We start from the raw sequence: 12,540 nt of genomic DNA on the forward strand, positions 1-12,540 counted from the left end.
GCGCGCACATCAGCGCCGGCTGTAGGCGTGGACTTCTTCCACCAGCACGGCGACGTGTTCCGGGTCCATGTCCGGCGACATGCCGTGGCCCAGGTTGAAGACGTGGCCGTCGCGCGAGCCGCCGTTGCCGTGCATGTAGCTGTCCAGCACTTCGCGGACCTGGGTGCGGATCGCGTCCGGGCTGGCGTAGAGCGTGGCCGGGTCCAGGTTGCCCTGCAGCGCCACCTTGCCCTTGCTGCGCCAGGCGGCGTCTTCCAGCGACACCGTCCAGTCCACGCCCAGCGCTTCGGCGCCACAGGCGGCGAGCTGGTCGATGTAGGGGCCGTTGCCCTTGCCGAACAGGATCAGCGGCGTGCGTTCGGCGCCTTCGCCGCGCTTGAGCTCGCTGGCGATGCGCTGCAGGTACTTGAGCGAGAACTCGCGGTACAGCGCCGGCGACAGCACGCCGCCCCAGGTGTCGAACACCTGCAGGGCCTGCGCGCCGGCCGCGCGCTGCGCGCCGAGGTAGGCGATGACCGCATCGGTCACCACCGACAGCAGCTGGTGCAGCAACGCCGGTTCGCTGTAGGCCATCGCCTTGATGCGGCCGAAGTCCTTGCTGCCGCCGCCTTCGATCATGTAGCAGGCCAGCGTCCACGGGCTGCCGGAAAAGCCGATCAGCGGCACCGCGTCGTCCAGCTCGCGGCGGATGGTGCGCACCGCATCCATCACGTAGCGCAGCTCGGTTTCCATGTCCGGCACCGCGAGCTTGGCGACGGCGGCGGCATCGCGCACCGGGCGTTCGAACTTGGGGCCTTCGCCTTCGACGAAATACAGCCCCAGGCCCATCGCGTCCGGCACGGTGAGGATGTCGGAGAACAGGATCGCGGCGTCCAGCGGGAAGCGGCGCAACGGCTGCAGCGTCACTTCGCAGGCGATCTCCGGGTTCTTGGCCATGGCCAGGAAGCTGCCCGCCTCTTTGCGGGTGGCGCGGTATTCCGGCAGGTAGCGCCCGGCCTGGCGCATCAGCCAGACCGGCGTGCAGTCCACGGGTTCGCGGCGCAGCGCGCGCAGGAAGCGGTCGTTCTTGGGAGTCATGTCGTGTCCGTCAGCGTGGGGTGTCCGCGCCCTGCGCGAACATCAGTTGGAAGCCTTTCTTCAGTTGCGCGTCGCGCGCCTTTTCCAGCGCGGCGAGGGCGCTGGGCTGGTCGGCGTACTGTTCGCGGCGAAGCGTGCTGCGGCTGCCGGTCTGCCCGGTTTCGCGCAGCAGTACCCAGCCGCCGAACAGGTCGGCCTGCAGGGTGAGTTGGACGAAGCGGGGCGCCTCGCGGCCATCGGGCCGTTGTTGCAGCAGCAGTCGCATCGGCAAATTGTAGCGTTTGGGCCGATGCCGACGGCCCGCGCGGGCTCAGCCCAGCACGGCGCGGATGTCCGCCGCGGCCACCCCGGCGACGATCCGCGCCCGCCCGATGCCGTCCCACAGCACCAGCCGCAGGCCGCGGGCATCGGCCTTCTTGTCCAGCTGCATGCGCGCGAGCAGGGCGTCGGCGTCGAGCCCGGCGGGTAGGGCGACCGGCAGGCCGAAGCGTTCGAGCAATCTGGAAAGCCGCATCGCATCCACCTCGGCGGCCAGTCCGAGCCGCGCCGACAACCGCGCCGCCAGCACCATCCCCACCGCGACCGCCTCGCCATGCACCAGCCCGCCGAAACCCTGTTCGGCTTCGATGGCGTGGCCGAAGGTGTGGCCGAAGTTCAGCAGCGCGCGTTCGCCATGCTCGAAGGGATCGCGTTCAACCACCGCCGCCTTGTGCCGGCAGCTGGCGGCGATGGCGTAGGCGATGGCGGCATCGTCGAGCGCCAGCAGCGCGTCGGCATTCGCCTCCAGCCAGTCGAGGAAGGCGGCGTCGAAGATCGCGCCGTACTTCACCACTTCGGCCAGCCCCGCCCGCAGTTCGCGCGGCGGCAGGGTGGCGAGCGTGGCGGTGTCGATCAGCACCGCGCGCGGCGGGTGGAAGGCGCCGACCAGGTTCTTGCCGGCCGGAATGTCCACCGCGGTCTTGCCGCCGACCGAGGAATCGACCATCGCCAGCAACGAAGTGGGCAGCTGCACGCAGTCGATGCCGCGCATCCAGCAGGCCGCGGCGAATCCGGCCAGGTCGCCGACCACGCCGCCGCCGAGCGCGTACACGCAGGCGTCGCGGGTGGCACCGTGCGTGGCCAGGGCGTCGATGACGCCGCTGAAGTTCGCCAGCGTCTTCGATGCTTCGCCGGCTTCGATGACGTGGGTGGCGATGCGGGCTCCGGGGCGGGCATCGCGCAGGGTGGCGGCCAGCGCTTCGGCGTAATGCGGGGCCACGTGGGCATCGCTCACGATCAACGCGTGGCGGCCGCGCCAGCGTCCGGTCAGGCGGGCGCCATCGCCCAGCAGTCCCGCGCCGATGTCGATGCGGTAGGGCGCGCCGCCGTCGACATCGACCACCACCGTGGCAGTCATGCGGCTTCCCCGCGCCAGGCTTCGCGGATGCGCGGCAGCAGCACGCGGCAGGCCTGCTCCGGCGTGCAGCCGTCGGTGGACAGGCGCAGGTCGGCGACTTCGGCATAGAACGGCGCGCGTTCGGCGGCCATCGCGGTCAGCACGGCCTCGCGGTCGGGGCGTTGCAGCAACGGTCGGGTGCGGTCGCGCGAGAGCCGGCGCAGCTGCTCGTCCACGCCGACATCCAGATGCACCACCCAGGCTTCGCGGGCGAGCAGGGCACGGTTGGCCGGTGCCAGCACCACGCCGCCGCCGGTGGCGATCAACTGGTCGTGGCCGGACAGCAGCTCGGCGAGCAGGGCGGATTCGCGCCGCCGGAAACCGGCCTCGCCCTCGCAGGCAAAGATGTCGGCCACGCTCGCGCCGGTGCGGGCTTCCAGCACGCGGTCGGCATCGACGAATTCCAGCGCCAGCGCGTGGGCGAGGCGCTTGCCGATCGACGATTTGCCGGCGCCCATCGGCCCGACCAGCACCAGGTTGGCGGCGGTTTTCATGGCCCGCATCGTACCGGGATTTAACAACCCGCCTGCCATGGTGCAGGTGGCAATCCGCCATGCAGACACAGGAGCACACCATGACTGTCGCCAAGGTCATCGAAGTCAATGCCGCATCGCCCACCAGCATGGAAGACGCGGTCAAGCGCGGGCTGTCCAAGACCGCCGAAACGGTGAAGGGCATCCAGGGCGCGTGGGTCAACGAGATCAAGGTCGTCACCAATGGCGACGGCAGCGTCAGGGAATGGCGCGTCAACCTCAAGATCACCTTCCTGGTCGAGTAGTCGCGGGGCGTCGTGGCGGGCGACAATGCCGGCATGGATACCGACCCGTTGCTGCAGGAAGCTCTCGCCCATTTCGCCCGCTGGTTCGAACAGGCGAAGGGCTGCGAGGCCGACGCCACCGGCATGACGCTGGCCACCGCCGACGCGCGTGGCCGGCCCGCTGCCCGCATCGTGTTGTTGAAGGAGGTCGATGCGCGCGGCTTCGTGTTCTACAGCCATACCGACGGCCGCAAGGGCGCGGAACTGGCCGCCAACCCGAACGCCGCGCTGCTGTTCTGGTGGCCGCACGTCGGCGAGGCGGGCGTGGAAGTGCGCATCGAAGGCAGTGTCGAAGCGGTGGGCGATGACGAAGCCGATGCCTATTTCGCCAGCCGGCCGCGCCTGAGCCAGATCGGCGCGTGGGCGTCCGAGCAGTCGCGCACGCTGGATGCGCGCGAGACCTTCGAGCACCGCATCGAATCCTTCGAGCGCGAGTTCGAAGGCCAACCGGTGCCGCGCCCGAACGACTGGTCCGGCACCCGCGTGGTGCCGCGCGCCATCGAGTTCTGGCAGGGCGCCAAATTCCGCCTGCACGAACGCTGGCTCTACGAGCGCGACGAGGCCGGCGGCTGGGCCAAGCGCATGCTCTATCCCTGATGCGGCTGGCGCCGGTCTATCGCGTCACCGTGTTCGTGCCGCCTGCGCATGTCGATGCGCTGCTGGCCAGCATCGCGGCGGTCGATGACCTGGCGATGGGCGGCTACAGCGAGGCGATGTGGATCTCGCCCGGCGTCACCGAGCAGTTCCGCCCCGGCATCGACGCCCATCCCACGCTCGGCACGCGTGGTGAACTCAGCCGCGCCGACAGCGTGCGCATCGAATTCGCCCTGCCGCGCGACCCGGCCCGGCTGGAACGCCTGCTGCGCGACGGCATCCACGCCCACCACCCGTGGGAAGTGCCGGCGGTGTTCGTGGACGAGTCGATGTTCCCGCTGCCGGATGCCGCGCCGTGAGTGGCCCGCGCCGCATCGTCTGCCTGACCGAGGAGCCGACCGAAACGCTCTACGCGCTCGGCGAGCAGGACCGCATCGTCGGCATTTCCGGTTTCACCGTGCGGCCGGCGCGGGCACGCAAGGAGAAGCCGAAGGTCAGCGCCTTCACTTCGGCCAAGATCGACGAGATCCTCAAGCTGCAGCCGGATTTCGTGGTCGGCTTTTCCGATATCCAGGCCGATATCGCCGCCGAACTGGTGCGGCGCGGGGTGGAGGTGTGGATCGCCAACCATCGCGGCGTCGGCGAGATCATCGACTACGTGCGCCGGCTCGGTGCGCTGGTCGGCGTCGCCGGCAAGGCCGATGCATTCGCCGATGAACTGCAGCGCGGGCTGGACGCCATCGCCGCCGCATCCGCGCGGTTGCCGGCGCGGCCCAGGGTGTATTTCGAAGAGTGGGACGAGCCGCCGATCACCGGCATCCGCTGGGTGAGCGAGTTGATCGCCATCGCCGGTGGCGACGACATCTTCCCCGATCGCGCCGCCGAGCCGCTGGCGAAGGGCCGGATCCTCGAAGATTCAAGCGAAGTCATCCGCCGTGCGCCCGACATCATCATCGGCAGCTGGTGCGGCAAGAAGTTCCGGCCCGACAAGGTGGCCGCGCGGCCCGGCTGGGAAGCGATCCCGGCGGTGCGTGACGGCGAGCTGCATGAGGTCAAATCCCCGCTGATCCTGCAGCCCGGCCCCGCCGCGTTGACCGATGGCGTGCGTGAACTGGCACGCATCATCCACGCATGGTCGGCGCGCCAGGCTCAGGCCCGGGTGTCGAAGGCGGGCGAGTAGGCGATGTCGCCCGTCGGCATTTCGCCGGCGAAAACAAGTGACTGGAAGTATTCGGCGGGCACGCCGGGCAGGCGCAGCCGCGCATCCGGCTGGAAGCCGAAGCGGGCGTAGTAGGCCGGGTCGCCCAGCACCACGCAGCCGCCGGCGTTGTTGTTGCGAAGCTGGTTGAGTACGGCTTCGACCAGCCGCACGCCGATTCCCGAACGCTGGCGGTCCGGCAGCACCGACACCGGCCCCAGCCCGAACCAGCCCAGATCGTGGCCATCGACCGTGACCGGCGAGGCGGCGGCATGCCCGACGATGCGGCCATCGAGCAGCGCCACCTTCGATACGGTCAATTCGCCGCGTCCGCGCAGCGCAGCGACGATCAATGCCTCGGTGCCGCTGCGGTGTTCGGCGTGGCGGAAGGCGGCTTCGGTGACGGCGGCGATGGTGTCCGCATCGCCCGGCGCCTCGTCGCGCAGGACGATGGCCGATGCGGGCGCGATCACAGCGCCGGCAGGTCGCGGCTGAAGCGCATCTGCGCGGTCGAGCCGCCGCGCGCCGCGTCGATCTCGATGCGCAGCGTCGTCGGCGCCTTCGCCTGCACGCTGCCGACGAGGTCGGTCAGGCCATTGACGGTGATCGGCTTCAACGCGACCGGCGCCGGCGCGTCGGTCATGCCGCCGGCGCGGGCGTCCAGCTTGACCGCATCGGCCGGCACGGCATTGCCTTCGGCATCGCGCAGGGTGATCAGCAGCAGCCAGCGGTCGTCGGCCTGCAGGATGCCGTACTGCCGCGCCATCGCGGCGCCGAGCGTGGCGGTGTTGACCAGCCGCGCTTCCAGGGTGATGCCGTCCAGCGTGGCGGTCGCCGCGTTGCCCGGCGCGGATTCGGTGGGCGCCACGGCCGGCACCGGCGCGGGCGCGCGGTTGCAGCCGGCCAGCGGCAGCGCGAGCGACAACAGGGCGGCGATTGCGAAGGGGCGAAGCGTCATCGTCATGCCTCGTCGTTGGCGGCGGAGAGTTCGACGCCGCGCACGCGGGCGGCCTGCACGGCGCGGGCGACGATGTCGCGGAAGCCGTCGCGTTCGAAACTTTCGATGGCCGCCTGCGTGGTGCCGTTGGGCGAGGTCACCCGACGGCGCAGTTCGGCGGCCGGGGTGTCGTCGGCGGTCAGCATGCGTGCCGCGCCCAGGATCGTCTGCAGCGCCAGCGTGCGTGCGGCGTCCGGCGCCAGGCCTTCGGCGATGCCGGCATCGACCATCGTCTCGGCCAGCAGGAACACGTAGGCCGGGCCGCTGCCGGAGACCGCGGTGACCGCGTCCATCAGCGCCTCGTCGTCGATCCACACGGTCTCGCCGGCACTCTCAAGCAGGGTCCGGGCGATGTCGCGGCCGCCCGCGTCCACGGCGGCGTTGGCGTACAGCCCGGTGACGCCCGCGCCGAGCAGGGCCGGCGTGTTGGGCATGGCGCGGACCACGGCGATGCCGCCGCCCAGCCAGCGCGCGATCTGCGCCGAGGTGATGCCGGCGGCGATCGACACCACCAGCGGGCGTTGCGCCTGCGCCAGCCCGGCCAGCGCTTCGCAGACTTCGCGCAATACCTGCGGCTTGACCGCGAGCACCCAGACTTCGGCACCCGTGGCGGCCGGTGCGGCATCGTCGAACACCTGCACGTTGAAGTCGGCGTGCAGCGCGTCGCGCAGCGCGTCCACCGGCTCCGCGACGCGGATCGAAGCGACATCGCCGCCCGCCTTCACCACGCCGCCGATCAGGCTGCGCGCCATGTTGCCGCCGCCGATGAAGGCGATGGCGGGAAGCGAAGGCGTGGCGTCGGTCATGGCGATATGGAAGGTGGGGGATGGAGTTTCAGGATAGACCGTCGGCCGTTTTCGGCGGACGCGCACCGAACAGCGCGGTGCCGATGCGGACCATCGTGCTGCCTTCGGCGATGGCCAGCGCGGCGTCGTCGCTCATGCCCATCGACAGCGTGTCCATCTGCGGGAAGTCGCCGCGCAGACGGTCGAAAAGGACGCGCATCGCATGGAAGGCGGCGCGGGCGCGGGCTTCGTCGGTGGCCGGCGCGGGAATCGCCATCAGGCCGCGCAGCGCGAGGCCGGGCTGCGCGGCGATGGCGGCACAGAGCGCGGCGGCCTCGTCGGGCGTGCAGCCGTGCTTGCTGGCTTCGTCATCCACATTCACCTGCACCAGCAGGTTGAGCGGCGGCATGGATGCAGGGCGGTGGCGGGCCAGCGCCTCGACCAGCTTCGGGCTATCCACCGACTGCACCCAGTCGAAGTGTTCCGCGACCTCGCGCGCCTTGTTCGATTGCAGGTGGCCGATCAGGTGCCATTCGATGCCGATGCCGTCGAGTTCGCGCATCTTGCCCAGTGCTTCCTGCACGTAGTTCTCGCCGAAGGCGGTCTGGCCGGCATCGTGCAGGGCGCGGATCTCGGCGCTGGTACGCATCTTGCTGACGGCCAGCAGACGCGGCATCGCGCGGCCCGCCGTGGCCGTGGCCCGGGCCAGCGATGCGCGCAATTCTTCAAGGCGTGGGGCGGGAGGCGTCACGGAGCGGGTGCCAAAGCGAACGGGATGTGGTTATTCTGCCGGTTGCAGTGGCCGGGGCGGGACCACGACACGGGGAGATATATGGATATCGCAGAACTGTTGGCTTTCTCGGTCAAGAACAAGGCATCCGACTTGCACCTCTCGGCGGGCCTGCCGCCGATGATCCGCGTCGATGGCGACGTGCGGCGCATCAACATCCCGCCGCTCGAGCACAAGACCGTGCACGGCCTGATCTACGACATCATGTCGGACAAGCAGCGCCGCGACTTCGAGGAATTCCTCGAAACCGACTTCTCCTTCGAAATCCCGGGCCTGGCGCGCTTCCGCGTCAACGCCTTCAACCACAACCGCGGCGCCGGTGCGGTGTTCCGTACCATTCCGTCGGAAGTGCTGACGCTCGACCAGCTCGGCTGCCCGCCGCTGTTCCGCGAGCTGGTGAACCAGCCGCAGGGCCTGATCCTGGTGACCGGCCCGACCGGCTCGGGCAAGTCGACCACGCTGGCGGCGATGCTCGACCACATCAACAAGAACGAATACGGCCACATCCTCTCGGTCGAGGACCCGATCGAATTCGTGCATACCTCGCAGAAGTGCCTGATCAACCAGCGCGAAGTCCACCGCGACACCCACGGCTTCAATGAGGCGCTGCGTTCGGCGCTGCGTGAAGACCCGGACTACATCCTGGTCGGCGAGTTGCGCGACCTGGAAACCATCCGCCTGGCGCTGACCGCGGCGGAAACCGGCCACCTGGTGTTCGGCACCCTGCATACGTCCAGCGCGGCCAAGACCATCGACCGCATCATCGACGTGTTCCCCGCCGGCGAGAAGCCGATGGTGCGTTCGATGCTGTCCGAGTCGCTGCGTGCGGTGATCGCGCAGGCGCTGCTGAAGAAGGTGGGCGGCGGTCGTACCGCGGCCTGGGAAATCATGGTCGGCATCCCGGCCATCCGTAACCTGATCCGCGAAGACAAGGTGGCGCAGATGTATTCGGCCATCCAGACCGGCCAGCAGTACGGAATGATGACCCTCGACCAGCACCTGCAGGACCTGGTGGCGCGCAGCCAGATCACCAAGCAGCAGGCCCGCGAATACGCGAAGGACAAGAAGCTGTTCGACTGACCGGCACGCCGGCCCCCGTACGGCACACGTTGGAGTAATGCCATGACCACGCCCACCGAATTCACCTCGCTGCTCAAGCTGATGGCCGCGCAGCGCGCCTCCGACCTGTTCATCACCGCCGGCATGCCGCCGTCGATGAAGGTCAACGGCAAGCTCTCGCCGGTCACCGAGGAGCCGCTCACGCCGCAGCAGAGCCGTGACCTGGTGTTGTCGGTGATGACGCCGCCGCAGCGCGAGGAGTTCGAGAAGACCCATGAGTGCAACTTCGCGATCGGGCTGTCGGGTGTGGGCCGCTTCCGTGTGTCCGCGTTCTACCAGCGCAATCAGGTGGGCATGGTGCTGCGCCGGATCGAGACCAAGATCCCGACGGTGGAAGAACTCAGCCTGCCGCCGATCATCAAGCAGCTGGCGATGACCAAGCGCGGCATCATCCTGTTCGTCGGCGCCACCGGTACCGGCAAGACGACCTCGCTGGCGTCGATGATCGGCCACCGCAACAAGAACTCGACCGGCCACATCATCACCATCGAGGACCCGATCGAATTCGTGCACCGCCACGAGGGCTGCATCGTCACCCAGCGCGAGGTCGGCGTGGATACCGACAGCTGGGAGAACGCGCTGAAGAACACCCTGCGCCAGGCGCCGGACGTGATCATGATCGGCGAGATCCGGACCCGCGAAGGCATGGACCATGCGATCGCCTTCGCCGAAACCGGCCACCTGGTGCTGTGCACGCTGCACGCCAACAACGCCAACCAGGCGATGGACCGCATCATCAACTTCTTCCCGGAAGACCGCCGCAACCAGTTGCTGATGGATCTTTCGCTCAACCTCAAGGGCGTGGTCGCGCAGCAGCTGGTGCCGCGTTCGGACGGCAAGGGCCGCCGGGTGGCGATGGAGATCCTGCTGGGCACGCCGCTGGTGCAGGACTACATCCGCGACGGCGAGGTCCACAAGCTGAAGGAAGTGATGAAGGACTCCACCCAGCTCGGGATGAAGACCTTCGACCAGAGCCTGTTCGAGCTCTACCAGGCCGGCGAGATCAGTTACGACGACGCGCTGCGCTACGCCGACTCGCAGAACGAGGTCCGCCTGAAGATCAAGCTGGCGCAGTCGGGCGATGCCCGCACGCTGGCGCAGGGCATGGATGGCGTGGAAGTCGCCGAGGTCAAGTGACGGAGCGGGCGGCCTGGCCGCCCATGGGCACGGCGTTAAACTGACGCCATGTCCGAATCCGTTTCCCCGTTCTCGCAGCAGCTGCTGATCGCGCTGCCGGCACTGGCCGATCCCAATTTTTCCCGCAGCGTGGTGCTGATCTGCCAGCACGACGCCAATGGCGCGATGGGCATCGTGGTGAACCGCGAGTCCGAGTTCAGCGTCGGTGACCTGTTCGACCAGATCCAGGTCGAAGGCGGCGCACCCGAGTTGCGCGCGCGCCCGGTCGTCGCCGGTGGCCCGGTGCACGCCGAGCGCGGTTTCGTGCTCCACGACGGCGAGCGCGAATGGGATTCCAGCATCCGCCTGCCGAACGGCCTGTCGCTGACCACCTCGCGTGATGTGCTGGAGGCGCTGGCCGCCGGCGAAGGCCCGACACAGGCGCTGGTCGCGCTGGGTTGCGCCGGTTGGGGCCCGGGCCAGCTGGAGCAGGAGATTGCCGAGAACAGCTGGATGACCGCGCCGGCCGACGCCGACCTGCTGTTCGAACAGCCGCTGGAGCAACGCTGGCTGGCCGCGGCCGGGCGCATCGGGGTCAACCTGATGCAGATGACCCACTACAGCGGCCGTGCATGAGGCTGGATGGCACGATGCTGGCGTTCGATGTCGGTGCGCGGCGGATCGGCGTGGCCGTCGGCAGCGCGCTCGGCGCGGGCGCACGCGGCATCGCCGTGGTCGACATGCGCGATGACGTGGCCGACTGGGCGCACGTGGACAAGCTCAGGCGCGAATGGATGCCGGCCGGCTTCATCGTCGGCGACCCGATGACGCTCGACGGTGGCGATCAGTCCTCGCGGCAACGCGCGATGCGTTTCGCGAAGGCGCTGCAGGCACGCTTCAAACTGCCGGTGCTGATGATCGACGAACGCAGCAGCAGCATCGAGGCCGCGCAGCGCTTCGCCGTGGCCCGAGCCGAAGGCCAGCGCCGCCGCCGCGATGCCGAACAACTCGACGCGGTGGCCGCCGCCGTCATCCTCGACCGCTGGATCGCGGCCCCCGCCACCGCGACCGAACTGCCGGCCAACACGGAGTCCTGACATGCCCAAGCACCTGCTGTCCCTGCACGACCTTGACCGCGCGGAGATCGTCGCCCTGCTTGAGCGTGCCGCGCAGTTCGGTGACGGCATCGACGCACGCGACCGGCTGGCCGGCATCGGCGTGTGCACGCTGTTCTTCGAGCCTTCCACGCGCACCCGCCTGAGCTTCCAGCGCGCGGCGCAGCGGCTCGGCGCGGATGTGTTGGGCTTCGAGGCGGCGACCTCCTCCGCCACCAAGGGCGAGACCGCGCTCGACACCTTGAAGAACATCGAGGCGATGGGCGTGCGCGGCTTCGTGGTGCGCCATCGCGAGGACGGCGCCGTGGCCGCGCTCGCCGCACAGGCCGGGCCGGATACCGCGCTGATCAACGCCGGCGACGGCCGCCATCAACATCCCACCCAGGGCCTGCTCGACATGCTGACCATCCGCGAAGCCAAGGGCGCGGATTTCAGCGGCCTGAAGGTGGCGGTCATCGGCGACATCCGCCATTCGCGCGTGGCCCGCAGCGATCTGGTGGCCCTGTCGAAGCTCGGCGTCGGCGAGATCCGCGCCTGCGGCCCCGCCTCCCTGCTGCCAGGCGACGACACGCTGTCCGGCTGTGCGCGGGTGACCGATGACCTCGACGCCGCCCTGCGCGACGCCGATGTGGTGATGACGCTGCGCCTGCAGCGCGAACGGATGGAAGACGGGCTGGTCGCGTCGCTGGACGGCTACCACCGCGACTTCGGCATCACCACGGCACGCCTGCGTGGCGCGAAACCCGATGCCATCGTCATGCATCCCGGCCCGATGAACCGCGGCGTGGAAATCACCGACGAGGTGGCCGATGGCCCGCAGTCGGTGATCCTGCGCCAGGTCGCCAACGGGGTGAAGGTGCGGATGGCGGTGCTGGAACGCGCGCTCGGTTGAACGCGCGTCCCGGTGGGATCACTGCAGCAGCGAGCGCAGCATCCAGGCGTATTTCTCGTGGGTCTGCAGGCGCTGGGTGAGCAGGTCCACGCTGGGGTCGTCACCGGCGTCATCGGCCACCTTCAGCGCCTTGCGCGCGGTGCGGCAGACGGCCTCGTTGCCCACGGTCAGCTGGCGCACCATCTCGCGCCAGTCGGCGGTGTCGCCCAGGCCCGGCTCCTCGGCGATGGAACCCAGCTTCACGAATTCGGCATAGCTGCCCGGCGCGTTGTAGCCCAGTGCGCGGATGCGCTCGGCGATCTCGTCCAGCGCGGTCCATTGCTCGGTGTACTGGGTCTCGAACATGGTGTGCAGGGCGTTGAACATCGGCCCGGTCACGTTCCAGTGGAAGTTGTGGGTCTTGAGGTAGAGCGTGTAGCTGTCGGCGAGGAAATGCGAGAGCTGCTTGGCGATGGCCGCGCGTTCGGCGGTTTTCAGGCCGATGTCGATGGCCGGCGCGCCGGTCGCCGCGATGGTGGATGCGGCGGCGCTCTTGGCGGCCTTCGGGGTCTTGGATTTGCTCATGGGGTGCCTCCATATGATTCACGGTGACAATAGCGCCCCCT

18 protein-coding genes are annotated in these 12,540 nt (G+C 69.2%); 9 read left to right on the forward strand and 9 right to left on the reverse strand.

Translation table 11 applies throughout. The features are described 5' to 3' along the window. Positions 1 to 9: 9 nt before the first annotated feature. The 4 genes from hemE to DCD74_RS00780 are packed head-to-tail and all read right to left on the reverse strand — an operon-like array spanning position 10 to position 3,006. Positions 10 to 1,077, reverse strand: coding sequence for a uroporphyrinogen decarboxylase (hemE, locus tag DCD74_RS00765; RefSeq protein ID WP_112925638.1), 1,068 nt, complete (start codon positions 1,075 to 1,077; stop codon positions 10 to 12). A gap of 10 nt (positions 1,078 to 1,087) precedes the next feature. Next, a complete protein-coding gene (locus DCD74_RS00770; protein WP_112925639.1) occupies positions 1,088 to 1,342 on the reverse strand; it encodes a WGR domain-containing protein in 255 nt (84 codons plus the stop codon). 45 nt (positions 1,343 to 1,387) lie between these two features. Then, on the reverse strand, positions 1,388 to 2,473 hold the full coding sequence (gene aroB, locus DCD74_RS00775; protein ID WP_112925640.1) for a 3-dehydroquinate synthase: 1,086 nt from the start codon (positions 2,471 to 2,473) through the stop codon (positions 1,388 to 1,390). Next, on the reverse strand, positions 2,470 to 3,006 hold the full coding sequence (locus tag DCD74_RS00780) for a shikimate kinase (RefSeq protein WP_112925641.1): 537 nt from the start codon (positions 3,004 to 3,006) through the stop codon (positions 2,470 to 2,472). Before DCD74_RS00780 ends, aroB begins: the two co-directional genes overlap by 4 nt. 80 nt (positions 3,007 to 3,086) lie before the next feature. On the opposite strand from DCD74_RS00780, the gene DCD74_RS00785 reads away from it, so the two are divergent. The 4 genes from DCD74_RS00785 to DCD74_RS00800 are packed head-to-tail and all read left to right on the forward strand — an operon-like array spanning position 3,087 to position 5,103. Continuing rightward, the gene (locus DCD74_RS00785; RefSeq protein WP_112927591.1) at positions 3,087 to 3,290 is read left to right on the forward strand and encodes a dodecin family protein; all 204 of its coding nucleotides are present in this window, start codon (positions 3,087 to 3,089) and stop codon (positions 3,288 to 3,290) included. Positions 3,291 to 3,323: 33 nt separating this feature from the next. After that, positions 3,324 to 3,926, forward strand: coding sequence for a pyridoxamine 5'-phosphate oxidase (gene pdxH / locus DCD74_RS00790; protein ID WP_112927592.1), 603 nt, complete (start codon positions 3,324 to 3,326; stop codon positions 3,924 to 3,926). After that, a complete protein-coding gene (locus DCD74_RS00795) occupies positions 3,926 to 4,282 on the forward strand; it encodes a hypothetical protein (RefSeq protein WP_112925642.1) in 357 nt (118 codons plus the stop codon). Before pdxH ends, DCD74_RS00795 begins: the two co-directional genes overlap by 1 nt. Next, positions 4,279 to 5,103, forward strand: coding sequence for a cobalamin-binding protein (locus DCD74_RS00800; RefSeq protein WP_112925643.1), 825 nt, complete (start codon positions 4,279 to 4,281; stop codon positions 5,101 to 5,103). The genes DCD74_RS00795 and DCD74_RS00800 overlap by 4 nt, the downstream gene beginning before the upstream one ends. On the opposite strand, the gene DCD74_RS00805 is transcribed toward DCD74_RS00800, so the two are convergent. From DCD74_RS00805 to DCD74_RS00820, 4 genes are read right to left on the reverse strand one after another with little or no spacing between them, the layout of a single operon-like run. Then, positions 5,073 to 5,591 (reverse strand): GNAT family N-acetyltransferase, encoded by a 519-nt coding sequence (locus DCD74_RS00805; protein WP_237049676.1) that lies wholly within the window; start codon positions 5,589 to 5,591, stop codon positions 5,073 to 5,075. The genes DCD74_RS00800 and DCD74_RS00805 overlap by 31 nt on opposite strands. Next, complete coding sequence (locus DCD74_RS00810) at positions 5,591 to 6,079, reverse strand: DUF4426 domain-containing protein (RefSeq protein WP_162615819.1); 489 nt, start codon at positions 6,077 to 6,079, stop codon at positions 5,591 to 5,593. The genes DCD74_RS00805 and DCD74_RS00810 overlap by 1 nt, the downstream gene beginning before the upstream one ends. Positions 6,080 to 6,081: 2 nt before the next feature. Further along, positions 6,082 to 6,924 (reverse strand): pyrroline-5-carboxylate reductase, encoded by an 843-nt coding sequence (proC, locus tag DCD74_RS00815; protein ID WP_112925645.1) that lies wholly within the window; start codon positions 6,922 to 6,924, stop codon positions 6,082 to 6,084. 28 nt (positions 6,925 to 6,952) lie between these two features. Then, positions 6,953 to 7,579 carry a YggS family pyridoxal phosphate-dependent enzyme gene (locus DCD74_RS00820; RefSeq protein ID WP_237049628.1) on the reverse strand — a complete coding sequence of 209 codons (627 nt, stop codon included), beginning with the start codon at positions 7,577 to 7,579 and terminating at the stop codon, positions 6,953 to 6,955. Between the two features lie 156 nt (positions 7,580 to 7,735). Between DCD74_RS00820 and DCD74_RS00825 the strand changes: the two genes are divergently transcribed. Genes DCD74_RS00825 through DCD74_RS00845 form a run of 5 tightly spaced genes read left to right on the forward strand, consistent with a single transcriptional unit; the run spans position 7,736 to position 11,935 of the window. Next, a complete protein-coding gene (locus tag DCD74_RS00825; RefSeq protein ID WP_112925647.1) occupies positions 7,736 to 8,773 on the forward strand; it encodes a type IV pilus twitching motility protein PilT in 1,038 nt (345 codons plus the stop codon). 42 nt (positions 8,774 to 8,815) lie between these two features. Further along, complete coding sequence (locus tag DCD74_RS00830; protein ID WP_112925648.1) at positions 8,816 to 9,949, forward strand: PilT/PilU family type 4a pilus ATPase; 1,134 nt, start codon at positions 8,816 to 8,818, stop codon at positions 9,947 to 9,949. Between the two features lie 48 nt (positions 9,950 to 9,997). Then, positions 9,998 to 10,564: a YqgE/AlgH family protein gene (locus DCD74_RS00835; protein ID WP_112925649.1), complete on the forward strand. Its 567-nt coding sequence runs from the start codon at positions 9,998 to 10,000 to the stop codon at positions 10,562 to 10,564. Further along, positions 10,561 to 11,025 carry a Holliday junction resolvase RuvX gene (gene ruvX / locus DCD74_RS00840; protein WP_112925650.1) on the forward strand — a complete coding sequence of 155 codons (465 nt, stop codon included), beginning with the start codon at positions 10,561 to 10,563 and terminating at the stop codon, positions 11,023 to 11,025. Before DCD74_RS00835 ends, ruvX begins: the two co-directional genes overlap by 4 nt. Before the next feature lies 1 nt (position 11,026). Then, entirely contained in the window at positions 11,027 to 11,935 is a 909-nt protein-coding gene (locus tag DCD74_RS00845; RefSeq protein WP_162615820.1) for an aspartate carbamoyltransferase catalytic subunit, read from the forward strand. 18 nt (positions 11,936 to 11,953) lie between these two features. On the opposite strand, the gene DCD74_RS00850 is transcribed toward DCD74_RS00845, so the two are convergent. Next, positions 11,954 to 12,499: a Dps family protein gene (locus DCD74_RS00850; protein WP_112925652.1), complete on the reverse strand. Its 546-nt coding sequence runs from the start codon at positions 12,497 to 12,499 to the stop codon at positions 11,954 to 11,956. Positions 12,500 to 12,540: the final 41 nt, after the last annotated feature.

This window comes from Lysobacter oculi (assembly GCF_003293695.1).
Classification (GTDB): domain Bacteria; phylum Pseudomonadota; class Gammaproteobacteria; order Xanthomonadales; family Xanthomonadaceae; genus Solilutibacter; species Solilutibacter oculi.